General features: G+C 53.2%; 22 protein-coding genes. All 22 read right to left on the reverse strand.

What is annotated here, in order from left to right; genetic code table 11:
- Positions 1 to 54 precede the first annotated feature (54 nt).
- Positions 55 to 285 (reverse strand): YlzJ-like family protein, encoded by a 231-nt coding sequence (locus ABC395_RS16330; protein WP_413004715.1) that lies wholly within the window; start codon positions 283 to 285, stop codon positions 55 to 57.
- Entirely contained in the window at positions 282 to 956 is a 675-nt protein-coding gene (locus ABC395_RS16335; RefSeq protein WP_258042385.1) for a ClpP family protease, read from the reverse strand. Before ABC395_RS16335 ends, ABC395_RS16330 begins: the two co-directional genes overlap by 4 nt.
- Before the next feature lie 700 nt (positions 957 to 1,656).
- The gene (locus ABC395_RS16340; protein WP_413004717.1) at positions 1,657 to 3,333 is read right to left on the reverse strand and encodes a ribonuclease J; all 1,677 of its coding nucleotides are present in this window, start codon (positions 3,331 to 3,333) and stop codon (positions 1,657 to 1,659) included.
- Between the two features lie 189 nt (positions 3,334 to 3,522).
- Positions 3,523 to 4,383 carry a 4-hydroxy-tetrahydrodipicolinate synthase gene (dapA, locus tag ABC395_RS16345; protein ID WP_413004719.1) on the reverse strand — a complete coding sequence of 287 codons (861 nt, stop codon included), beginning with the start codon at positions 4,381 to 4,383 and terminating at the stop codon, positions 3,523 to 3,525.
- 29 nt (positions 4,384 to 4,412) lie between these two features.
- Positions 4,413 to 5,630, reverse strand: a complete 1,218-nt coding sequence (gene dapG, locus ABC395_RS16350) for an aspartate kinase (protein ID WP_413004721.1) — start codon at positions 5,628 to 5,630, stop codon at positions 4,413 to 4,415.
- Positions 5,631 to 5,723: 93 nt separating this feature from the next.
- Complete coding sequence (locus ABC395_RS16355; protein WP_413004722.1) at positions 5,724 to 6,761, reverse strand: aspartate-semialdehyde dehydrogenase; 1,038 nt, start codon at positions 6,759 to 6,761, stop codon at positions 5,724 to 5,726.
- Positions 6,762 to 6,796: 35 nt separating this feature from the next.
- Complete coding sequence (locus ABC395_RS16360; RefSeq protein WP_413004724.1) at positions 6,797 to 7,393, reverse strand: dipicolinate synthase subunit B; 597 nt, start codon at positions 7,391 to 7,393, stop codon at positions 6,797 to 6,799.
- Positions 7,390 to 8,289 carry a dipicolinate synthase subunit DpsA gene (gene dpsA, locus ABC395_RS16365; protein WP_413004726.1) on the reverse strand — a complete coding sequence of 300 codons (900 nt, stop codon included), beginning with the start codon at positions 8,287 to 8,289 and terminating at the stop codon, positions 7,390 to 7,392. The genes ABC395_RS16360 and dpsA overlap by 4 nt, the downstream gene beginning before the upstream one ends.
- Before the next feature lie 334 nt (positions 8,290 to 8,623).
- Positions 8,624 to 9,103, reverse strand: coding sequence for a dUTP diphosphatase (dut, locus tag ABC395_RS16370; RefSeq protein ID WP_413004728.1), 480 nt, complete (start codon positions 9,101 to 9,103; stop codon positions 8,624 to 8,626).
- Positions 9,093 to 10,349 (reverse strand): M16 family metallopeptidase, encoded by a 1,257-nt coding sequence (locus tag ABC395_RS16375; RefSeq protein WP_413004729.1) that lies wholly within the window; start codon positions 10,347 to 10,349, stop codon positions 9,093 to 9,095. Before ABC395_RS16375 ends, dut begins: the two co-directional genes overlap by 11 nt.
- 90 nt (positions 10,350 to 10,439) lie before the next feature.
- Positions 10,440 to 11,501: a polysaccharide deacetylase family protein gene (locus tag ABC395_RS16380; RefSeq protein WP_413004731.1), complete on the reverse strand. Its 1,062-nt coding sequence runs from the start codon at positions 11,499 to 11,501 to the stop codon at positions 10,440 to 10,442.
- 160 nt (positions 11,502 to 11,661) lie between these two features.
- Complete coding sequence (gene pnp / locus ABC395_RS16385) at positions 11,662 to 13,767, reverse strand: polyribonucleotide nucleotidyltransferase (protein ID WP_413004733.1); 2,106 nt, start codon at positions 13,765 to 13,767, stop codon at positions 11,662 to 11,664.
- Between the two features lie 252 nt (positions 13,768 to 14,019).
- Entirely contained in the window at positions 14,020 to 14,289 is a 270-nt protein-coding gene (gene rpsO / locus ABC395_RS16390; protein ID WP_009674959.1) for a 30S ribosomal protein S15, read from the reverse strand.
- 153 nt (positions 14,290 to 14,442) lie between these two features.
- Positions 14,443 to 15,387, reverse strand: coding sequence for a bifunctional riboflavin kinase/FAD synthetase (locus tag ABC395_RS16395; RefSeq protein ID WP_413004736.1), 945 nt, complete (start codon positions 15,385 to 15,387; stop codon positions 14,443 to 14,445).
- 102 nt (positions 15,388 to 15,489) lie between these two features.
- The gene (gene truB / locus ABC395_RS16400; protein ID WP_413004738.1) at positions 15,490 to 16,425 is read right to left on the reverse strand and encodes a tRNA pseudouridine(55) synthase TruB; all 936 of its coding nucleotides are present in this window, start codon (positions 16,423 to 16,425) and stop codon (positions 15,490 to 15,492) included.
- Positions 16,422 to 17,435, reverse strand: a complete 1,014-nt coding sequence (locus ABC395_RS16405) for a DHH family phosphoesterase (protein WP_413004739.1) — start codon at positions 17,433 to 17,435, stop codon at positions 16,422 to 16,424. The genes truB and ABC395_RS16405 overlap by 4 nt, the downstream gene beginning before the upstream one ends.
- The gene (gene rbfA / locus ABC395_RS16410) at positions 17,432 to 17,788 is read right to left on the reverse strand and encodes a 30S ribosome-binding factor RbfA (RefSeq protein WP_009672009.1); all 357 of its coding nucleotides are present in this window, start codon (positions 17,786 to 17,788) and stop codon (positions 17,432 to 17,434) included. Before rbfA ends, ABC395_RS16405 begins: the two co-directional genes overlap by 4 nt.
- A 6-nt stretch (positions 17,789 to 17,794) precedes the next feature.
- On the reverse strand, positions 17,795 to 20,482 hold the full coding sequence (gene infB / locus ABC395_RS16415) for a translation initiation factor IF-2 (protein WP_413006758.1): 2,688 nt from the start codon (positions 20,480 to 20,482) through the stop codon (positions 17,795 to 17,797).
- Positions 20,483 to 20,564: 82 nt separating this feature from the next.
- A complete protein-coding gene (locus ABC395_RS16420; RefSeq protein WP_103993844.1) occupies positions 20,565 to 20,867 on the reverse strand; it encodes a YlxQ family RNA-binding protein in 303 nt (100 codons plus the stop codon).
- Positions 20,857 to 21,168 (reverse strand): RNase P modulator RnpM, encoded by a 312-nt coding sequence (gene rnpM, locus ABC395_RS16425; protein WP_413004742.1) that lies wholly within the window; start codon positions 21,166 to 21,168, stop codon positions 20,857 to 20,859. Before rnpM ends, ABC395_RS16420 begins: the two co-directional genes overlap by 11 nt.
- 26 nt (positions 21,169 to 21,194) lie before the next feature.
- Complete coding sequence (gene nusA / locus ABC395_RS16430) at positions 21,195 to 22,292, reverse strand: transcription termination factor NusA (RefSeq protein ID WP_413004744.1); 1,098 nt, start codon at positions 22,290 to 22,292, stop codon at positions 21,195 to 21,197.
- A gap of 48 nt (positions 22,293 to 22,340) precedes the next feature.
- Complete coding sequence (gene rimP, locus ABC395_RS16435; protein WP_413004746.1) at positions 22,341 to 22,799, reverse strand: ribosome maturation factor RimP; 459 nt, start codon at positions 22,797 to 22,799, stop codon at positions 22,341 to 22,343.
- Positions 22,800 to 22,865 lie beyond the last annotated feature (66 nt).

Consider the following 22,865-nt stretch of genomic DNA (forward strand, 5'->3'; position numbering starts at 1 on the left):
CTCCGATAAATCATTATACCACAGTTTCGGTAGGCGGAACACGGGCGGCAGTGCCTAGATCCCCTGCGGGCCGGGCACGTAATTAATCAGACTTCCTGGCGTAAAAAGCGGATTTAAGTAATGTTTTGGCTCCGGACTGTATAGACGCACGATCCGCACGCTGCTCTCGTCGACAGCTTCCACCTGCATGAGGATTCCGCTGATTTCAACGTCCCGGAAGCGGGGCTCGAATTCGTCCCAGCCTTCGTAGACAATTTCATCCGGCAGTATCGTGTAATGGGTCATGCCGTGCCGCCTCCCCGGGAAGCTCTCCGTTCTTCGATTCTCCGGTTCAGTTCGGCGATAGCTTGGCCGATTCCCCCCACTTCGTCGATCAATCCGTATTTAACGGCATCCTGGCCGATAACCGTAGTTCCGATGTCTCTTGTCAGCTCGCCTGTTTTGAACATAAGCTCCTTGAACTGCTCTTCGGATATTTTGGAATGCTTCGTGACAAAACGGGTAACCCGTTCCTGCATTTTCTCCAGATATTCAAACGTTTGAAGCACACCGATGACAAGTCCCGTCAGGCGAATCGGATGAATCGTCATGGTAGCCGTTTCGGCGATAAAAGAACGGTTCGAGCTGACCGCGATCGGCACACCGATGCTATGCCCGCCGCCCAGTACAAGGGTAACCGTGGGTTTCGAAATCGTTGCAAGCATCTCGGCAATGGCAAGTCCCGCTTCCACATCGCCGCCAACCGTGTTCAAAATAACGAGGATACCCTCAATTTTCGGATTTTGTTCGGCTGCCACCAGCTGAGGAATCAAATGTTCATATTTTGTCGTTTTGTTTTGCGGGGGCAGTACGATATGTCCTTCCACCTGACCGATAATACTCATGCAGTAGATGTTCGACTCGCCCGCCGGCGTGTTAATCTGCCCAAGCTGCTGGATAGTCTCAACCGCCGCCAGCTTCTTCTGCTCTTCCGTCGGCTGCTCTTCGCTTCGGAAGGAAGGCGGCTCGTTAAAAGGAGCCGGTCCGGGAAAAGGGGCCTGAGGACGCGGGCTGTAGTCACTTGTAACGGAGGAATCCGCTCTAAACGCAGGTGCTCCTTCTCCCAGTTCTTCATAATGAACCTGCTGCAGCGTCACCTGATCGGCTTCGTTAACCTCTTCTTCTGCTGTGCCGGAGGTTTCGTTTTGTCTGTAGCCGTACGGTGGTGCCCCGTTATAGGGATTGGCATTCACCTGTCCATAGGCGCCTCTTTGAGGCCCGCCGGAGTAAGCAGAGTACGCATTCCCCGCATCGGCAGGACTCTGTCCCACGCTCTGTTGACCACCGTAACCGTTCCCTCTGTGGAGCGCACCGCTGCTCGCGGAAATACCGGCATTCATTTGCTGGGAAGTATATTCGTTTCTGCCCGCGTAGCGGTCGGGGGATATATCTGCTCCCGTGTAGGAAGGTCTGTTCTGCTGTCCTTTATATCGATTACCGTATCCCATAGCTATTCCTCCTAATTGATCATCGGGGTTAGTGTAGGCAGGAACGCCATCACTTTATTCACATGTTCTGAGGCCGCGGTGAAAGAGAGTGTGGGAGCATTTAAAAAAGCCCTCTCCGGAAATGGAGAGAGCTTTGGTTTCGGTTGGGTTAAGTGACTAGTTTGAGAGACTAAACTTCCATGATGATCGGAAGAATCATTGGTCTTCTTCTGGTTTGTTCATATAAAAATCGTCCAAGCGCGTCTTTCACATGTGTTTTTAAAGACGCCCATTCATTTACGTTATCATTCATTAACTTATTCAGCGTACTCGTCACGATACGGTTCGCTTCGTCCAATAAACCTTCGGATTCGCGGACATATACAAAGCCGCGGGAAATGATGTCCGGACCGGAAAGAATGGTCCCATCCTGTTTGCTTAGTGTCACGACAACGACCAGAATGCCGTCTTGGGAAAGAAGCTTTCTGTCGCGCAAGACGATGTTACCTACATCTCCGACACCGAGTCCATCGATCAAAATGTTGCCTGCCTGAATTCTTGCACCTTTACGAGCTACTCCTCCCTGGATTTCAACGGTGTCCCCGTTATCCAGAATGAAGATATCTTCTTGGTCCACTCCGACGGATTCGGCAAGTTGACCGTGAAGACGAAGCATGCGGTATTCCCCGTGAATCGGAATAAAATATTTCGGTTTCATGAGGTTCAGCATGAGCTTAAGCTCTTCCTGGCTTCCGTGTCCGGAAACGTGTACGCCCGTCTTGGAACCCGGTCCGTAGATAACGTCCGCACCCAAGCGGAACAGTTCGTCTACCGTACGGCCGACATAGCGCTCGTTACCCGGAATAGGAGTAGCTGCAATGATTACCGTATCGCCTGGAAGAATGTCCACTTTGCGATGTGTGGAGCGAGCCATACGGGTCAAAGCCGACATCGGCTCCCCTTGGCTGCCCGTGCAGAGAACGACCACGCGGTCGGCCGCCATACGGTTTACTTCTTCAGGTTCAATCAGCATACCGTCCGGAACGCGGAGATATCCGAGTTCCGAAGCGATCGACACCACGTTAACCATACTCCGACCGATTACCGTAACTTTACGGCGGGTAGCCTCAGCCGCATCGATCACCTGCTGAACACGGTGAATGTTCGAAGCGAAAGTCGCGATAACTACGCGCTGCTTGGCTTTACGGAATACTTCCTCGATAGTAACGCCGACGCTTTTCTCAGAACCCGTGAATCCGGGTTTCTCGGCATTGGTGCTGTCGGAAAGAAGGGCCAGAACCCCTTTTTGTCCGATTTCGGCCATCCGGTGCAGGTCAGCATATTGATCATTAACCGGTGTCTGGTCGAATTTAAAGTCTCCGGTGTGCACGATGACTCCTTCGGGAGTTTCAAGAGCAACCCCGACGGAATCCGGAATGCTGTGGTTGGTTTTGAAGAACGTGGCTGTAATCGTTCCCAAATTAAGCTCGGAATCCGCATTGATCAGAATCCGCTTGGTTTCGCCAAGCAGATTCGCTTCTCTCAGCTTGTTCTCGACAAGACCTAGGGTAAGGCGCGTACCGTAAACAGGCACATTCAAGTGCCGAAGTACGTAAGGCAAGCCTCCGATATGGTCTTCATGGCCGTGAGTCAGCAAAATGCCGCGGACCTTGTCCTTATTCTCGAGCAGGTAGTTGATATCCGGAATGACAATGTCGATTCCCAGCATATCTTCTTCAGGAAACTTCAAACCGCTGTCGATAACCACAATATCATTCGCATACTGCACCACATACATATTTTTACCGATTTCGCCCACGCCGCCAAGGGCAAAAATCAGAACTTTATCATTATTTTTCTTAGACAAAAAAGTAACCTCCTTGAATTCATTTGACGACGATTTTTATAATGAAACCGAACCAGTCACTTGCCACCATTATACAGGAAAGATCTACCCGATTACAAGTTGGTGCGTATATGATTTGTAGTCTCTCCTAAAATGACAAAACCGATGCCATCCGGCACCGGTCGTAAGAAACATTTTTTTGCGATTGATTTAAAACAGAGATGCCACGAAAGCCTGCTCCCGCTCGCTCAAATCGATTAAAGGCAAACGTACGCTGCCCGTCTCCATCCCTTTCAATTGAAGGGCGTATTTGACCGGAGCGGGACTCGGAGCGCAGAATAAACCGCTAAATACCGGGAGCAGCTTCGCGTTGAGCTGAGCCGCGCGCTTGACATCACCGGATGTATACGCTTCAACCAGTCCGCGCATTTCTTTGCCGACAACATGGCTCGCTACGCTGATTATGCCGTGACAGCCGACGGCCAGCGCGGGAAGCGTCATGCTGTCGTCACCGCTGTACACCGTAAAGCCCTCGGCCGCTCCGGCGGCAACGGTCGTTAACTGGTCGGTACCCGAACAGTCTTTGGTAGCCACGATGTTCGGCACATGGGAGAGCCTGATCGTCGTTTCCGCATCAATGTTAACAATGGAGCGGCCTGGAACGTTGTACAGGATAATCGGCACATCGACGGCTTCGGCGACGGCTTTAAAATGCTGATACAAACCTTCCTGGCTGGGCTTGTTATAGTAAGGAGCGACGAGCAGGATCGCATCGACGCCCAGCTTGGCCGCTTCCCGTGATAACTCGATCGAGTGATGCGTGTTGTTGCTGCCGGTTCCCGCAATGACCTTGCACCGTCCGTTCGCATGCTTCACGACGGCTTCAATCAGTTTCAGCTTCTCTTCGTCCGTCAAGGTCGGCGATTCGCCGGTCGTTCCGCAAACGACCAGCCCTTCGCTGCCCTGCTCGTTAATCAGGTAATCGACCAGGGGGCCCACCTGATCCCAATCGATTTCCAGCTGTTCATTTAAGGGAGTTACCATTGCTGTAATTACTCTTCCGAAGTCCAAAATTCCCGCCTCCTACGTATGCTTTTTGCCTATTTATGCAGTTGGAACGATTTATGAAGTGCCCTTACCGCGCTAACCATATCTTCCCCGTGTACCAGGCACCAGATGGTGGTGTTGGAGTCCGCGGATTGCAGAATCCGGATGTTCTCTTCCGTAAGCGCTTCGACGATCTTCGCCATAACGCCCGGAACACCGTTCATCCCGCCTCCGATTACGGACACTTTAGCGCATCCACTCAGTGAAGTGGGTTTATAGCCGAGTCCCCGCAGCAGTTCAAGCGCTTTTTCCGCCACGTGATCAAATACCGTATAAACAACCCCCGAAGGATTTACGTTAATAAAATCGACGCTGATGCTGTGCTGCGCCATTGTTTTGAATACTTGTAGTTGAAGGTCGTATTGGCCCTCAGCCGCAGGCACTTGAATTTGTGTAATATTCCCGAAATAGGCGATCCCCGTCACGTGACGGTCTTCAACCCGCTTCTCCGCCCCGTACAAGGAGTCGGGATTGGTCACGAGCGTACCTTCCTCTTTGGAGAAAGTCGAACGCACGCGGACCGGGACGTTAGCCTGCATCGCTACTTCCACCGCGCGGGGATGAATCACTTTGGCCCCGTTGTGGGCCATGTTGCAAATTTCCGCGTAACTTACACGCGTTAAAGGCCTGGCATCTTCAACGATGCGCGGATCCGCCGTCAGAATTCCGTTTACGTCGGTAAAAATGTCCACGACTTCCGCTTTAAGCGCCCCGCCGATCGCGGTAGCGGACGTGTCGCTTCCTCCGCGTCCGAGTGTCGTAAACTCATGATCGGCCGTCTGTCCCTGAAACCCGGCGACGATGACAACCTCGCCCCGGTCCAGATGCTCCAGGATCCGCTTCGGCTGAACCGAAACAATCTGTGCGTTGCCGTAGGCGTCATTCGTTTCGATCCCCGCCTGCCCGCCGGTCAGAACGGCGGCCGGAATGCCTTCCGCTTGGATGAGACTGCACAAATTCGCTGCGGAAATCCATTCTCCGCAACACATCAACAAATCCCTCTCCCTTGAAGGAAGCTGGTCGCCATTCTGCCGGATCAAACCGAGCAGAGTGTCGGTTGCATAAGGCTCTCCCTGCCGCCCCATCGCCGATACAACAACGACAAGCTGGCAACCCTCGCTGCGCGCGGCCTGGATATGTTCCAGCACATGTTTTCTGGCTTCAGGCGTGGACAGGGAGGTCCCGCCAAACTTTTGAACCCGAATACGCATGTCCTTCCCTCTTTTCCTATTCGCTTATCTTGCCCGAGTTTATCATGATGCGAGCAATCGGCACCGTCTGATGACGATGCCGATTGTGTGAGTTTACTTGTTCTGTGCAAAATATTCCGCGATCTGTACCGCATTCCAGGCAGCGCCCTTCAGCAGGTTGTCGGATACGATCCACAGGTTAAGCGCACGCTTGTTGTGAAGATCCCGGCGTACACGTCCTACGAACGTTTCCAGTTTCCCGGCCGCTTCGGTTGCCAGCGGGTACTGCTGTTCCTGCGGATTGTCAACGAGTAAGATACCCGGCGCGTTCGCAAGAAGGCTGCGGACTTCTTCAAGGTCGAAGTCTTCTTTCAATTCCACGTAAACCGATTCCGAGTGACCGTATACGACGGGAATCCGTACGCAGGTTGCCGTAACTTCAAGGGATTCGTCGTTCATAATCTTTTTCGTTTCGTTGATCATTTTCATTTCTTCATTTGTAAACCCGTTATCCAGAAACTTATCGATCTGCGGAATCGCATTGAATGCGATCTGATGTTTAACGGGAAGGGAACCGACCGGCAAAATTTCCGGGTTTACGGGGTTGCCCGCCAGCGCTTCACGGGACTGGCGAAGCATCTCATCAATCGCTTTGCTGCCTGCTCCGGATACGGCTTGATATGTAGATACGATAATTTTGGAGATGCCGAAACGGTCGTAAAGAGGTTTCAGGGCAGCCACCATCTGGATCGTGGAGCAGTTAGGATTAGCGATGATGCCTTTGTGCTTGTGTACCTCGTCAATGTTGACTTCCGGCACGACAAGCGGTGTTTCGGGATCCATGCGGAAAGCATTCGTGTTGTCGATACAAATCGTACCGCCGGCGGCAGCAATCGGAGCGAGTTCTTTACTCACATCGCCGCCCGCGCTGAACAATGCGATGTCCACTCCTTTAAAGCTGTCCGGAGTTGCCGCTTCCACCGTAATTTCTCTGTCTTTGAAACGAATTTTCGTACCCGCGGAGCGCGGGGACGAAAGAAATTTTAATTCCTTAATGGGGAAATTGCGTTCATCGAGTAAGCGGATAATTTGTTCTCCGACGGCGCCGGTTGCGCCGACTACTGCTACGTTAAAAGTTTTTTCATTAGACATGTCGTTTGCTCCCCCATTATTTAAATGATCTATAATTAAGAATATTGAAATCGCTCAATAATCATCGGCTGGAGCTGTTTGCCGCTTAGGGCCGCTTCGCACGCCTCCAGAATCAAATCCATTCTGGCGACAAGTGAATTCGGCTTCGCTTCCGGCGCATCCTGGCCGAACGGGACAAAATAAATGTTCTTCGTAACGAGCAGTTTCGCAATATTCGCGGAATTCAGTCCGAGCCCGTCATTAGTAGAAATGGCCAGTACAAGCGGACGCTGATTGCGCATCTGTGCTTTAGCGGCCATTAGGACAGGGCTTTCGGTCATTGCATTCGCGAGCTTGCTGGTCGTGTTGCCTGTGCAGGGAGCGATCACCATGACATCGAGCTTCTTGGATGGACCGAGCGGTTCCGCTTCGACAATCGTCGTGATGGGATCGCTGCCGGTCATGTCTTTAAGCTGCTTCTGCCAATCCACGGCGTTCCCGAATCTCGTATCCGTCGTCAAAACGGATTGAGAGACGATCGGCACAACCGCGGCGCCTGCATCTATGAATCTTTGAATCTGCGGCATAATCTCTTCCAAGGTGCAGTGAGAACCCGTCAACGCAAACCCTACCGTTCTCCCGTTCCAGTTCATTCCGGATCACTCCCATTCCTGATGTCTTCCACCATCAACTGACTCAGCGTATTCGCCAAAATCCGACCAGCTGTTTTGGGTGCGACGATCCCGGGTAGGCCTGGAGCGAGCATCGCCTTAATCCCCCTCTTCTCGGCAAAGCGGAAATCCATTCCGCCCGGCTTGGAAGCTAGGTCGATTAATACCGCGCGATGCGGGATATTCGTTATTATTTGCGCTGTGACTATCATAGTCGGAATTGTGTTAAAAAGCAAGTCAATATTCGCCACTTCCTGATAGAGTTCGCGGGTATAAAACGGCGTAAAACCCATCTCCAAAGCCCTGGCAAAATGCTCCGGTTTTCGCACTCCGACCTTCACTTTTGCTCCCAATCCCTGAAGGGTGCGAGCCATCGTCAAACCGGTTCTTCCGAACCCCAAAACCATCGATTGCGAGCCGTGAATCGTAATGTCCGTATTCTGAATGGCGATCATCAAAGCGCCTTCCGCCGTCGGAATCGAATTGTAAATCGCCACGTCGTCCCGCTCGAGAAGCTCGACCAGTCTCAGGCCCTGCGCCGCGCAAAGCTGCTTCAAGTATGGCTTTGCCATGCCCGTATAAATCACGGCATGTTTAGGGAGAGCGCCGAGCAATTCCGCCGTGAGCGTCAGTTCACTGCCGGAAAAAATCCCTTCCACACGCCCTTGTTCATCCGTTCCCACAACCGGCAAAACGAGCGCATCGGCTTTCTCCAGCGCTTCGGCTGAAAGCTGCTTCCCCGTCGCTCCGCCGAACGGCTTCTGCAAATTGTCGAATCCGATTAAAGTCACGGACGCATCCAGCTCGATCAGCTTATCGATCACTTCAAGCTGACGGGCATCGCCGCCGATAAAAACCACTTCCGCTCCGGTGAGCATACTGTCTCCGTTCCTCCCTTACGTACATCCGTCTTCATAACATACAGTATGCCGACGCCTACCTGAGGGTGACAGCCGCTTGCCGGGCGTCCGTCCATTAAGGCTTCAGCCCTCTTTCTCAAGGGCAAATCTTTGGCGGACGCAAAAAAGGCCCCTTCTCAGCTTAGGACTGAGAAGAGGCTTTCCGGCATTTAAACCATCCAGAAGGGCTGGGAAATGACACGCAATACAGCATGTACCGCCAGGTAACTGCGAGTACCTGTCCAGCCGGCGACGAAACTTGGGGCCGGCCGCTGCCGTCTTGGTCACTGCCTGTATTCCGGCAGGACAGCGGTTATTGGCGGGCTTCGGTCGTTAATCCCGTATGGCCGAAGCCTCCGGCGCCGCGCGTCGTGTCATCCAGCTCGTCCACTTCCGTCAACAGGACGGCCGGCACAAGCTGGAACACCATCTGCGCGATTCTTTCGCCGCGGCGGATCGTGAATGTCTCCTGACCGTGATTGATCAGGAGCACTTTGACTTCGCCGCGGTAGTCCGCATCGATCGTGCCCGGCGAATTCAGCGTGGTGATGCCGTGCTTGTAAGCCAGTCCGCTCCGGGGGCGGATCTGGGCTTCAAGCTCCACGGGCATCGCCAGCGCGAACCCCGTCGGAACGAGCGCCCGCTCGCCGGGCGCCAAGTCCAGGGGTTCGATATTCGCCGCGTGCAGATCGAAGCCGCTTGCTGCGGCGGACATTTTCTCCGGCAGCGGTAAACCTTCGCTGCCGGGCAGTCGTTTAATGCGGATGGGGAATACGGTCGGGTTATTTTCCAAGAAGCTCATCTCCTCTGATTGACTGCAAGGCCTCGTCGCGGCTGCCTACCATCGCGATGGCGAATGGCTTGGAGAACAGCTTGCGGGTCAAGGCGTGAATATGGTCCATCTCAACGCTTTCGATCCGGTTGATCATTTCGTCGAGCGTGTAATGTCTTCCGGTCATCAGCTCGTTCTTGCCGATCCGGTTCATCCGGCTGTTCGTGCTTTCCAGACTAAGGATCAGGCTGCCTTTCAGCTGTTCCTTGCCTTTCCTCAGTTCCGCATCCGTCATGCCTTTCTCCGCGATTTCACTGAGCATTTCGATCGTCACTTTCAGAACTTCCTCCGTTTGTTTCGGAGCCGTTCCCGTATAGATCGTAAATACCCCGTTGTCGATGTGAGAAGAATGATAAGAATATACCGAGTAGGCCAGTCCCCGCTTCTCCCGGATTTCCTGGAACAATCTGGAGCTCATTCCCCCGCCGATCGCGTTGTTGAGCAGCACCATCGGATAAAGGTTTTCTTCACGAAGGGAAAGACCCGGAAGCGACAGGCAGATATGATTCTGTTCCGTCGTCTTGGCTTGGAAAACCCGCTCGCTCATAAACGCGGGCTCTTCCTGGTTCTGCTGCGTACCCGAAACGTCGAAATGACCGAAATGCTTTTCCAGCAGTCCGAACACGCTGTCGTCAATGTTCCCCGCTACGGCAATCACGGTATTCTCGATGGTATAGCATTCTTTCATATAAGCCCGCAGATCGTTCGATTTCATGCCGGACAAATGAGCCTGCGTCCCCAAAATCGTATACCCCAGCGGATGGCTTCCGTAGGCGGCTTTTGCCACGAGATCGTGAACCAGATCGTCTGGAGTATCTTCATACATGGCGATTTCTTCGAAAATGACGTTCTTTTCTTTCTCCAGCTCTTCTTCATTAAAGACTGAATTAAAAAACATATCGGATAAAATATCTACCGCAATGCCGAGATGTTCGTCGAGCACCTTGGCATAATAACATGTATATTCTTTGGATGTGAAAGCATTCACATTACCGCCGATTCCGTCGAACACTTCCGCGATGTCTTTGGCGCTGTGGCGCTCTGTGCCTTTAAAGAGCATGTGTTCGATAAAATGGGAAATTCCGTTATTCAGCTGAGTTTCGTTCCGGGAACCGGTTTTAACCCAGATTCCGATCGCTACCGAACGGCAGGTCGGAATTTTCTCCGTCACGACTCTGAGCCCGTTATTTAAATGGGTTTTGTTCACCAAGCTGTTCCTCCTCAAATGTACGCACAATGGGGTCCGCTTAGGAGCCCTTAAGTTCAACTTTGATTTTAACAAAAATGTCGAAGTGACTCAACCTGACCGCTTTTCCTCACCCTTGCCCGTGCCCTGAGCGGGATTCGGTATCCGCTGCGGTGACAGCGTTTCGCTTACCGTGCCCGGCTGCAACCCCCTGCTTTTGATAATCGAAATCATTTCGGGAAGCGCGGCGCTGGAAGACTGGGTCGGATGCATCAGAATGAGCGTTCCCGGCTCTATATTTTTACGGACTTTGGCAAGAATCGCGGGGGCCCCGGGGTTTTTCCAGTCCACGGTGTCCAATGTCCACATGACGGTTTTCAACTTAAGCTCTGCAGCTATTTTTACCGTTTCCGCGTCAAAATCTCCCGAGGGAGGAGCGAAAAGGACATTGGTGACACCGAGTTCCTTTTTAAGGAGCTCCTCGGTTTTCACAATTTCCTCATAAGCCTTGGAACGGCTGAGCGTGCTCATATTTTTGTGCGAATAGGCATGATTGGACAATTCGTGGCCCTCATTTTGAATTTCTTTGGCGATGTCCACATGCTTCTTCAACCAGCTTCCGTCGAAAAAGAAGGTGGCTTTTACATGTTCTTTGCGAAGCGTCTCCAGTATAGACGGAAGAAACTCTTCCCCCCAAGCGACATTAATCATAAAAGAAACCATCGGCTTTTTGGGGTTGCCTTTGTAGATAGGCTCCGGCGGAAGGTCGCTTAAGTTAACCTTGGGCGGAATTTGCTTCATGACAAAAGGCAATTTGTCTCCCGTCCCGTTCTTCTTGGCCGCTTCGTAGGTCTTGCCGATATCGACTTCGAGCCCGTTATAACCCGGGACCGCTTTCCAAACTCTGTCCACTTTCGCATCGACGGGGGCGATGTACAGTTTTTTCGCTTCTTCCCGGATCCGCACGAGCAAAGCATCCTCAGCCGGTTGTGCGGTCTTTCCGTCTCCAGCGGGCCCTCCCGTATCATTGGAAAGGTTTGTCTGTATCGCCATGGAGGACTGCTTTCCCTCCCGGATTCCCGCTACAAAGGTATGTACACTTTCGCTTTGCAGTAGCACCCATATACATCCGGCCGTCAAACCGCCTAGCAGCACCAGCATCTTTTTTTGCATGAGATTCCGACTCCTCCGTAAAGATTATGTCAGAGTTTATGCAAAGCCGGACAGGGTTATGACTTGGACGATACGGCCCTACACATGAAAATCCGGTCTAGACAATGCAAAAAAGAGACAGAAATATCTGGCTCTTTGTATGTTTGGTGCGATTCGGTTATTAGGATTGAGTGGAAACTTCGCTGTTCACGAGCGTTGCTTTGCGGGACAGGTTGACGCGTCCTTGATTGTCGATTTCCGTGACTTTAACGGTAATCGTATCGCCGACCTTAACGACATCCTCCACTTTGGCAACCCGTTCGGTAGACAGCTGGGAAATGTGGACGAGTCCTTCTTTACCCGGCAGCACTTCTACGAAAGCTCCGAACTTCTCCACGCGTTTTACCGTACCGAGGTAAGTTTCGCCGACAACGACGTCGCGTACGATGCCTTCGATAATCTGCTTGGCACGTTCGTTCATCTCCGCATTGGACGAAGCGATAAAGACTTTGCCGTCCTGCTCGATGTCAATCTTAACGCCGGTTTCTTCAATAATTTTGTTAATGATTTTGCCGCCCGCTCCGATCACGTCGCGGATTTTATCCGGATTGATCTGCATCACGACAATTTTAGGTGCATATGCGGAAAGTTCTTTCTTAGGTTCCGAAATACGCTCCAGCATTTTGTTCATGATGAAGGTGCGGCCCGCTTTGGCTTGATCCAGAGCCTGCTTCAAGATGTCGCGATTGATTCCGTCAATCTTAATGTCCATTTGCAGTGCGGTAACCCCTTTGGACGTACCGGCCACTTTAAAGTCCATATCCCCGAGATGATCTTCCATCCCCTGAATATCCGTCAGAATGGAGAAATGTTCGCCTTCTTTGATAAGACCCATGGCGATACCCGCAACCGGAGCTTTGATCGGAACCCCTGCATCCATCATAGCCAGCGTGGAAGCGCAAATGCTTGCCTGGGAGCTCGAACCGTTGGATTCCAGAACTTCCGAAACGAGACGGATCGTATACGGGAACTCGGCTTCGCTTGGAATCACGTACGAAAGCGCGCGTTCTCCGAGAGCGCCATGTCCGATTTCGCGGCGTCCCGGCGGACGAAGCGGTCTTGCTTCCCCTACGCTGAACGGAGGGAAATTGTAGTGGTGCATAAAGCGTTTGGTCTCTTCGAGATCCAAACCGTCGAGGATCTGCACGTCACCGAGCGCTCCGAGCGTACATACGCTCAACGCTTGCGTTTGCCCGCGTGTAAACAGTCCGGAGCCGTGCGTGCGAGGCAGCAGGTTAATGTCCACGTCAATCGGACGGATTTCATCAAGTGCGCGTCCATCCGGTCTTACCTTATCATGAGTGATGAGGCGGCGGACTTCGTCTTTCACGATATCGTGAAGCACTTCCTTAACGTCTTTCATTTTCTCCGGCGTTTCTTCGTAAACCGCTGTAAAATGAGCAACGGCATCCGCGTTGACCGCGTCAATCGCTTCCTGGCGCGCATGCTTCTCTTGAACCTTGATCGCTTCAACAAGACGGGCTTCGGCAAACTCGCGAACGGCCGCGTTGATGTCGCCGTCTACGGTATGCAGCTTCACTTCCATTTTAGGAACGCCGGCTTCGGCAACGAGCTGCTCCTGAAGGGCGATTACTTTCTTGATCTCGTCATGGCCGAACATAATCGCTTCCAGCATAACGTCTTCGGGAACTTCGGCGGCGCCTGCTTCTACCATCATGATGGCATCCTTGGTACCTGCCACAACGAGATGAACGTCGCTCTTCTCTTCCTGCGCCGGTGTCGGGTTCACGACAAAGTTACCGTCGATGCGGCCTACAATGACTCCGCCCACAGGACCGCTAAACGGCACGTCGGAGATGGACAGAGCGGCGGAAACACCGATCATGGCCGTAATTTCCGGCGGACACTCCTGATCCACGCTCATGACCACTGCAACGATCTGTACGTCGTTACGGAATCCTTCCGGAAACAGAGGACGGATCGGACGATCGGTCAGGCGGCTGGAGAGAATCGCTTTCTCGCTCGGACGCCCTTCTCTTTTGATAAACCCGCCCGGAATTTTACCTGCGGCATATAAACGCTCTTCATAGTTAACCGTCAGCGGGAAGAAATCAAGATCCTTCGGCTCGCTGGAAGCGGTCACGGTGCAGAGCACGACGGTGTCGCCATAGCGGGCAAGTACCGCGCCGTTGGCTTGCTTGGCTAAACGGCCGGTTTCGAGAATAAGCGGACGTCCGGCCAGGTCCATTTGCACACGTTTTTCCATACTAAACCTCCTAATTTTATCTCAAAACACGCGGGAATCGAACTATACCGCGCAAAATGGTTCCGATTCGGAGAAAACGGCAGGATGTGCGGAAACTTGCGCCCCCTGCACCCCATTAATTATTCTGCGTATGTACAGTATTTCCTTCTTTGCAACGATTTAAAATACACAAAAAGCAACCCGGAGCCGCTGCGGAAGCTCGGCTCGGAGCCCACCACAGAGAACAGCAGGGTTGCTTTCTGAATGCGGATTTTATCTACGCAGACCGAGCTTTTCAATCAAAGCACTGTAGCGTTTAACGTCTTTGTTCTTAAGGTATGCCAACAGCTTACGACGTTGACCGACCATTTTAAGAAGTCCGCGACGGGAATGATGGTCTTTCTTGTGTGTACGGAAATGGCTCGTAAGGTTTACGATGTTTTCCGTCAGGATAGCAATTTGCACTTCGGGAGATCCCGTATCGCTTTCATGCGTTTTGTGCGTTTGAATCAGTTCCTGTTTACGCTCTTGAGTTAATGCCATCCCAATCACCTCCTATTCATATAATCGCCTGTGGCCCAGAGTGCGTCGGTGAAGCGCGGCTCCGCGCCAAGGTTCGTAATTGAAGCTTACGGCAACGCCGAAGCAACGTAAATCAGTATAGCATACATGACCAACAGAAGTAAATGCCAACGCCTACAGAATCTGCGCAAACTTCGTTTCGGCCGTCGCTACGTCTCTTCTAAGCTGGGTTATCAGCTCATCGATGCCGTTAAACTTGCGCTCGGGACGCAGGTAATCGACAAATTCGACAAATACGGTGCTGCCGTAAATATCCTCGTCAAAGTCCAGCAGATGCACTTCGAGCGACATGACTTCCCCGCTGTGGAAAGTCGGCTTCGTGCCGATGTTCATAACGGCCCGGTACCAGCTTCCTCCCACAAAAGCACGGACGGCGTAAACGCCGGAAGCGGGCACGAGGAAGTTCTCGGACATCTGCAGGTTTGCCGTAGGAAAACCGAGCTGACGGCCGCGCTTGTCGCCCGATACGACGACGCCGCGTATGCCGTAGCTTCTGCCGAGCAGCTCGGAAGCCGCGGGAGGATGTCCGGAGAGCAGCGCCTCACGGATTGCCGTGGAGCTGACCTTGGCGCCGTTCATCCGATAGGGGCGGATCACCTCTACCGCAAAGCGGCCGTGGCCCAGTTCGCAGAGCGTGTCCGGAGTGCCCCGGCCTTTGTAGCCGAACGTAAAGTCGAATCCGACTACGACGGTTTCAACGCCGAGCGCCTCCAGGACACGATCGACAAACTGCTGCGGAGAAGCCTGCATAAGCGCCGTATCGAACTTGAGCACATACGTGCAGTCGACGCCCAGCTTCTCAAAGAGCTCCATCTTGTAAGAGGTCGGCGTCAGCAGCCGCGCATACTTCTCCTGGCCGAGCAGCTCCCGCGGATGCGGATCGAACGTCATGATCGCGGCGGGGACTCCCAGCTCACGGGCATTTTCGACAGCGCGCTGGATAACTTCACGATGTCCGAGATGCACACCGTCGAAATCGCCGATGGCGATGACCTTTTTACCGGCCAGCGGAAGAAGCTCCGCGTTTTCGATGGGATAAGACAAATGAATGGTTTGCATGGGTACGAGTTCACCTACTATTCCTTGAACCGCTTTATACCGCCAGGGGTTAAAAAGATTCCGGCCTTACCCCCTCAGGGTAGAGGGCCGGCTTACTACATCCTAATTAAAAACTTTGATCGGGGCAAGATGTCCTTCGGCTTCATCCCAAGAGAAAAGACCGATAAACCGCTGATGGGGATCATACACACGAATGATTCCCTTCTGCTCCACCCCTGCCTCGCTGTTACCGCTGATCTGCAGGGCGGGCGGCTGATGAAGCCTGACTTTGCGTCCCTGCAGAGCAAAAACGGACAGCTGCTCATTCAGCACGAGAGACGGCAAATAATCGACCGCCCGGTCCGCCTGAATGATCTTTGTATCCAGAAGGCCCTCCTCGCGCAAACGAGGGAGGTCTTCCAGCGCTACGCATTGTTCCAGTCCGATTCTTCCAGTGGAAGAACGGACCAGCTCCTTCATCGCGGCCGGAACCCCCAGGGCTTTCCCTATATCCACACATAAGGTGCGGATATAGGTGCCTTTGGAGCAGAGGACGCGGAAGCGGACTTCCGGATGTTCCCGGTTCAAGTCCAGTTCGAGCAGTTCAATCTCGTAAATGGTGACATTCCGGGCTTTACGCTCTACTTCGACGCCCGCTCTCGCCAGTTCATAGAGCCGCTTTCCGTCGACTTTCACGGCGGAGTACATCGGGGGAACCTGACTGATTTCCCCGACGAACGACTGGATGACGGAACGCACCCTGTCTTCCGCTAGCTGAACGTGCGGAATTTCTTCCAGCACAGTCCCGCTCAGATCTTCGGTATCCGTAGCCAATCCAAAAACCACGGCTGCCTCATACTGTTTCGGCAGCTCCTGGATATACTCGACCATGCGGGTTGCACGGCCGATACAAAGCGGCAGCACGCCGGTAACCTCAGGATCAAGCGTACCGGTATGACCGATCCGCTTAATCCCAAGAAAACGGCGCGCTTTCGCTACCACGTCGTGGGAAGTCATTCCCTTTGGCTTGAGGATTGGAAGTATTCCTTCTATCGTCATGGCAGTCTATTCCCTACTTCCTCTACAACCCGTCGGATGGCTTCCTCAATGGAGCCGTTAATCGTACAGCCCGCGGCGCGGATATGGCCTCCGCCTCCGAACGTCTGCGCGATCTGAGCCACATCTACCGCTCCCGCGGAGCGCAGGCTCACCTTAACCGCCGATTCATTTCTTTGTTTAAACAAGAGTCCGACTTCGACTCCCTCGACATTGCGCGCGTAATTGACCAGCCCGTCCATATCTTCGTTGGTGGCGCCCGTCGCATCGATGACTTCGGTAGATACCGCAATCGTCGAAATACGCCCATTTTTATGAAAGTCTAGCGTAGCGAGTCCCTGCTGAAGAATACGAATTTGCTGGAAGGTCATTCGCTCCAGGAAAGCTTCGGCGAGTTCCGCCCCTTTTACTCCCCATTCCAGGAGGTCCGCCGCCGTTTTCATCACTTTGGGCGTCGTGCTGGAATACCTGAAACCGCCCGTGTCAGTCAGCAGTCCCGTGTAAATACAGGTTCCGAAATCGATGTCCGCTTCCATTTCAAGGTGCCTGGATAAATCATAAATGATTTCAACGGTTGCAGCGGCGGAAGCCTGTATGACGGAACAACTTCCGAAACGGTCGTTTGTCGCATGATGATCGATATTGAGCAGCTTGGCATCGGGGGCAAATTTCTCGCTCACCCGTCCGATTCTTGCAAAATCGGCGCAATCCACGCTGATGATCGTATCATAGGACAAGTGATCGGGCAGTTGGGACAAAGTCCGAATGCCGTCAAACCCCCGGAGCCTGCTGAATTTCCCGGGTATGTCCCCTTCATTGGCAAGTGTATAGCGCTTTCCCATCCGGTCAAGCAGCCACGCAACGGCTAAAGTAGAGGAAATGGCATCCCCGTCCGGCTGGACATGGGATACCACCAGGAAATCATTATGATCGTGCATGAATTGCTTTGCCGCCTCCAACTGCTCCAAATAGCTGCCGGAGGCGCCGCCGCCTATAAACTGGCCCGCCGTCATTCAGCGGATTTCCCATCGTTAAGATCATGAAGCAGACTTTCGATCCGGCTTCCGTAATCAATCGATGTGTCGAATTTAAAGATAAGCTCGGGTACTTTGCGCAGCCGGATTCTTTTGCCCAGTTCGGAACGGATATACCCGCTCGCACTGCTTAAGGCTTTCAAAGTTCCTTCCTTTTGCTCGTCCGTACCAAGCACACTGAGATAAACTTTGGCCTGAGACAGATCATTCGTTACGTCAACCCCGGTTACCGTAAGAAATCCGATGCGGGGGTCTTTAATTTCGCTCTGCAAAATTTGGCTGATCTCTTTCTTGACCTGCTCCCCCACTCTGCCTACACGAACTCTAGCCATAGCTGATCACCTCTCTACTGTTTCCATGACGAAGGCTTCGATAATGTCCCCTTCTTTAATATCATTGTATTTTTCCAGGGAAATACCGCACTCGTAGCCTTGCGCCACTTCTTTGGCGTCGTCTTTGAAGCGTTTCAGCGCGTCCACTTTACCTTCGTAGACTACGATGTTGCTGCGAAGCAGACGAACTTCCGCGTTACGCGCGATTTTGCCGGAGGTAACCATACAACCCGCAATGGTGCCCACGCCCGTAATTTTGAAGGTGTTGCGGACTTCCGCATGCCCGATAATGTTTTCTTTGAAAATCGGATCGAGCATACCCTTCATGGCTTGTTCAATTTCTTCAATCACATTGTAGATGATCCGGTGCAGACGAATGTCTACTTTCTCCTGATCCGCCGTTACTTGAGCGGCAGGCTCCGGACGAACGTTGAAGCCGATAATAATGGCGTTGGAAGCCGATGCCAGAATGATATCGGATTCGGTGATGGCACCTACGCCCGTGTGAATCATCTTCACGCGCACGCCTTCCACTTCGATTTTCTCGAGGGAGCCGCGCAGCGCTTCAAGAGACCCTTGAACGTCCGCTTTGATGATCACGTTCAGATCTTTAATTTCACCGTCTTTGATGTGCTTATACAGGTCATCCAGCGTAACGCGGGAATTCGCCGTAAGCTCGGACTGGCGGAGCGTGATCGAACGCTTCTCGGCAATATCGCGCGCTTTGCGCTCGTCTTCGAAGGCAAGCAGCGGATCTCCCGCCTGTGGAACCTCCGTAAGGCCGGTAATTTCAACCGGAGTCGAAGGACCCGCTTCTTTGAGACGTTTGCCCTTATCATTTACCATTGCGCGGACACGGCCGAAACATACGCCCGCAACAAAGCTGTCGCCGACTTTGAGCGTACCGTGCTGTACGAGAATACGGGCTACAGGACCGCGTCCTTTATCCAGCTCCGCTTCGATAACCGTACCTCTGGCGCGCTTATCCGGATTTGCTTTATATTCCTGAACCTCAGCCACGAGAAGAATCATTTCAAGCAGGTTTTCCAGCCCGATCCGCTGTTTGGCCGAAACTTCGCAGAAGATCGTGTCGCCGCCCCACTCTTCCGGTACGAGTTCATACTCGGTAAGAGCTTGTTTGATTTTCTCCACATTGGCTTCCGGCTTATCGATTTTGTTAACCGCCACGATAATCGGCACGCCGGCCGCTTTCGCGTGGGCAATCGCCTCGACGGTTTGCGGCATAACGCCGTCATCCGCCGCTACCACGATAATCGTGATGTCGGTCACCTGAGCGCCGCGTGCACGCATGGTCGTGAAAGCTTCATGGCCCGGGGTATCCAGGAACGTGATTTTCTTGCCGTTCGCTTCAACCTGGTAGGCCCCGATATGCTGGGTAATTCCGCCCGCTTCGCCTTCCGTCACACTAGTATGTCGGATCGCGTCAAGAAGGGTGGTTTTACCATGGTCAACGTGACCCATGATCGTAACGACCGGAGGACGTTCTTTCAGATCCGCCTCATCGTCCACTTCTTCTTCCAGTTCGAAACGGTCGTCTTCGACGCGGATCTTCAGATCCACTTCGACATTGTATTCTCCGGCTACGAGTTGAATCGTATCGAGATCAAGTTCCTGGTTGATGGTTGCCATTACGCCAAGGAACAAGAGCTTCTTGATAACTTCGGAAACGTCCTTGTGGAGAAGTTTCGCGAGTTCACCGACGGTCATTGCGCCGCGCACAATAATTTTCTTCGGTGTGTTATCGATCTTCTCTTTCCTGACCATCGGCTCTTGACCGCGTCCGCGCCCGTTATTGCGCCCGCCGCGGTTGTTGCCGCCACGGTTGCCTGCGCCGCCGCGTCCGCCGCGTCCGTCGTCGTAACGGCTGGATTTGCTGCGGTCGTCGCGGTTGCCGCCTTGTCTGTTATCGCCCGTACGCTGACCGCCGCGGCCCGCATCCGTACCCGCAGCCGGACGTCCGTCCGTTCTGCGAGGCGCTTGGCCCGGTCTTGCGCCGGCACCGGCAGATCCGCCACGGTTGAAACCGCCGCCTTGACCGCCGCCCCCCTGAGGACGCTGACCGCCGCCGCTGCCGCCTTGAGGTCCGCGGTTGAAACCGCCGCCCTGGCCGCCTGACGGACGCTGACCGCCGCCGCCTTGACCGCCGCTGCGCGGTGCGCCGCCTTGGCCTTGCGGACGCTGACCGCCCTGCGGACGGCCTTGACCGCCGCTTTGCGGCCCGCGGTTGTATCCGCCCTGGCCGCCTTGCGGACGCTGTCCGCCGCCTTGGCCGCCGCTGCGCGGTGCGCCTTGGCCTTGCGGACGATCGCCGCGCGGCGCGCCCGTTCTTCCGTCTCCGCTCGGACGCGGTGCACGGTTATCCTGGGAGCCTTGCGGACGTGCTTCCGCAGCCGGACGCTCCTCTTTCTTCGCTTGCTCGGACCCCGTTTGTTGCACAGGCTGCTTAGCGCTTACCTCTGCTCTAGGGTTGGACTGTTTGTCTTGTTTGGGTTGATTTGAATTTGGACTCACGTTACCTCCATCTGACCCTGCCCGTTTGGCAGCCGCATTGGCTTTAATGTCACGGAAAAACTTTTCTACGCTGCTGACCGCATTGTTTTCCATCACGCTCATGTGGTTGTTGACGGGTATATTCAAACGCTTCAGGATCGTTATAATTTCCTTGCTGCTCATATTCAAAGATTTGGCATATTCATAAACCCGAAGTTTATCCTTAGGATCTTGTTTATTTGTCAAACCCATTCACCTCCGGAGGTTATACCCGATACTTTTTCAGCATCCGGGCGAAGCCGTCGTCAACGACGGCAATCGTGACTCGAGCTTCCTTCCCTATGCTGGAACCAAGTTCCTCACGGTTGCCCAGGACCAGCAAAGGTACGTCGTATGAACGGCATTTGTCCTGAAACTTCTTGCTTGTATTGTCAGCCGCATCTTCCGCCAGAATGACAAGCTTCGCATCACCGGAGCGGATAGCTTTCAGCACGCTCTCTTCTCCGGTAACGAGTTTACCTGCCCTCATGGCGAGACCTAAGTTTGAAAAATAATTTTTATTCGTCATCGTCCATCCCATCTTTGCCCGCTTGGAATTCTTCTTCCACCTGGATAAAATCCTGTTCAAGCTGATCGTAAATGGGAGCGCCCACCGCTTGCTTCAACGCACGGTCCAGCGCTTTGGATTTTTTGGCAAGCCTGAAGCAAGCCACTTTACCGCACAAATAAGCGCCTCTGCCCGATTTTTTGCCTTTCAGATCGATTTGGATCTCCCCTTCGGGGGTACGAACGACCCGAATCAATTCCTTCTTCGGCATCATTTCCTGGCAGGCCACGCATTTGCGCAACGGTATTTTCCGCTGTTTCACGTCATCCTCACCTCGCCCCGCCGGCGTCAGTCAAAGCTGACGGAATCTTGATGCATTTCCTCGATCTGCGTTCTCGGACGGCCGTATTCCTGCTCCGCCTGCGCCTCGCTCTTGATGTCGATTTTCCAGCAGGTAAGCTTGGCGGCCAAACGCGCGTTCTGTCCTTTGATTCCGATTGCCAGCGAAAGCTGATAATCCGGAACGATGACGCGGGCCATCTTCTCGTTCTCGAACACGTTGACTTCAAGCACCTTCGAAGGGCTGAGCGCGTTAGCGACGTACTCTTCCACGCTCTCCATCCAGCGCACGATGTCGATCTTCTCGCCGCGCAGTTCGCCGACGATCGTCTGGACGCGAAGTCCTTTCGGACCTACGCAGGAACCGACGGGATCCACCTCGGTATTGCGGGAATGCACGGCGATCTTGGAACGGAAGCCGGCCTCTCTCGCAACGGACTTGATTTCTACGACGCCCTCGTAGATTTCTGGAACTTCCAGCTCGAAAAGGCGCTTGAGTAGCCCCGGATGTGTACGGGACAAAATGATTTGGGGACCTTTTGTCGTGTTTTCCACTTTGGTAATGTACGCTTTAACGCGCTCGCCTTGTTTAAACTTCTCGTTAGGCATTACCTCGGTCAGAGGAAGAACGGCTTCCACCTTGCCAAGATCGATATAATAATGGCGCTGATCCTGACGCTGCACGATTCCCGTAACGATATCTTCTTCTTTCTCGATAAAAGCATTGTAAATAAGTCCACGCTCGGCTTCGCGGATGCGCTGCGTCACAACCTGCTTGGCGGTCTGTGCCGCAATACGTCCGAAGTCGCGCGGTGTAACCTCGATCTCTACAATATCGTCCATCGTATAATTCTGGTTGATTTCCCGCGCGGCATGCAGCGAGATCTCCAGCCTCGGATCCAGCACTTCCTCCACGACGGTTTTGCGTGCGTAGACGCGGATGGTGCCGGTTTGCCGATTAATATCCACGCGCACGTTCTGCGCTGTGTTAAAGTTGCGTTTATAGCTGGAAATCATCGCGGCTTCAATCGCATCAATCAGCAAGTCCTTGGAAATGCCTTTCTCTCTTTCGATTTCAGCCAACGCTTCGATAAAATCCATGTTCATTTGAACCGAGTTCCCCCTTTCAATGGTTCGCAGACGCGGATAACCGCGTCAGAATACGATGGCAAGCCTCGCGCTGGCCACTTTGCTGTATGGAATGGCGCTGCGTTTCTTCGGGGTTTGCACAACAAGCTCCTCTCCGTCAAACGACAGAAGCTCACCTTCGAATTCCTTGCTATTGTCAATTGGCTCGTATGTAGTTACAAATACATGTTTGCCAACAGCCTTCTTAATGTCTTCCGGTTTCTTAAGCGGCCTCTCGGCACCCGGTGAAGAGACTTCCAGGAAATAAGCCGTCGGAACCGGATCGTTCTCATCAAGCTTCGAGCTTAAGAATTCGCTGATGCGGCCGCAATCGTCGATGTCGATGCCGCCTTCTTTGTCTACGAATACACGGAGAAACCAGTTGCTTCCTTCCTTCACGTATTCGATGTCGACCAGCTCAAAGCCTTGCTCGTTCAAATAATCCAGCAGCATATCTTCCACGACGGATTTAATTGGTGAATTCATAGGTTTTCTCTCTACCCTCCTGTATGACCTTCCCGGTGAACCTGCCAAAAAGTCTTAGCAAAATGT

Origin of the sequence: Paenibacillus canaveralius, from assembly GCF_047238265.1 — a bacterium.
Classification (GTDB): Bacteria; Bacillota; Bacilli; order Paenibacillales; family NBRC-103111; genus Paenibacillus_F.

Bases quoted from the DNA above. Each gene is read 5' to 3' on its own strand.
- ABC395_RS16330 (WP_413004715.1), bottom strand. From the start codon at position 285: ATGACCCATTACACGATACTGCCGGATGAAATTGTCTACGAAGGCTGG.
- dapG (WP_413004721.1), bottom strand. From the start codon at position 5,630: ATGCGTATTCGGGTTCAAAAGTTTGGCGGGACCTCCCTGTCCACGCCT.
- ABC395_RS16355 (WP_413004722.1), bottom strand. From the start codon at position 6,761: ATGTCTAATGAAAAAACTTTTAACGTAGCAGTAGTCGGCGCAACCGGC.
- ABC395_RS16360 (WP_413004724.1), bottom strand. From the start codon at position 7,393: ATGAACTGGAACGGGAGAACGGTAGGGTTTGCGTTGACGGGTTCTCAC.
- dpsA (WP_413004726.1), bottom strand. From the start codon at position 8,289: ATGCTCACCGGAGCGGAAGTGGTTTTTATCGGCGGCGATGCCCGTCAG.
- ABC395_RS16380 (WP_413004731.1), bottom strand. From the start codon at position 11,501: ATGCAAAAAAAGATGCTGGTGCTGCTAGGCGGTTTGACGGCCGGATGT.
- pnp (WP_413004733.1), bottom strand. From the start codon at position 13,767: ATGGAAAAACGTGTGCAAATGGACCTGGCCGGACGTCCGCTTATTCTC.
- rpsO (WP_009674959.1), bottom strand. From the start codon at position 14,289: ATGGCATTAACTCAAGAGCGTAAACAGGAACTGATTCAAACGCACAAA.
- ABC395_RS16395 (WP_413004736.1), bottom strand. From the start codon at position 15,387: ATGCAAACCATTCATTTGTCTTATCCCATCGAAAACGCGGAGCTTCTT.
- truB (WP_413004738.1), bottom strand. From the start codon at position 16,425: ATGACGATAGAAGGAATACTTCCAATCCTCAAGCCAAAGGGAATGACT.
- ABC395_RS16405 (WP_413004739.1), bottom strand. From the start codon at position 17,435: ATGACGGCGGGCCAGTTTATAGGCGGCGGCGCCTCCGGCAGCTATTTG.
- rbfA (WP_009672009.1), bottom strand. From the start codon at position 17,788: ATGGCTAGAGTTCGTGTAGGCAGAGTGGGGGAGCAGGTCAAGAAAGAG.
- infB (WP_413006758.1), bottom strand. From the start codon at position 20,482: ATGAGCAGCAAGGAAATTATAACGATCCTGAAGCGTTTGAATATACCC.
- ABC395_RS16420 (WP_103993844.1), bottom strand. From the start codon at position 20,867: ATGACGAATAAAAATTATTTTTCAAACTTAGGTCTCGCCATGAGGGCA.
- nusA (WP_413004744.1), bottom strand. From the start codon at position 22,292: ATGAACATGGATTTTATCGAAGCGTTGGCTGAAATCGAAAGAGAGAAA.
- rimP (WP_413004746.1), bottom strand. From the start codon at position 22,799: ATGAATTCACCAATTAAATCCGTCGTGGAAGATATGCTGCTGGATTAT.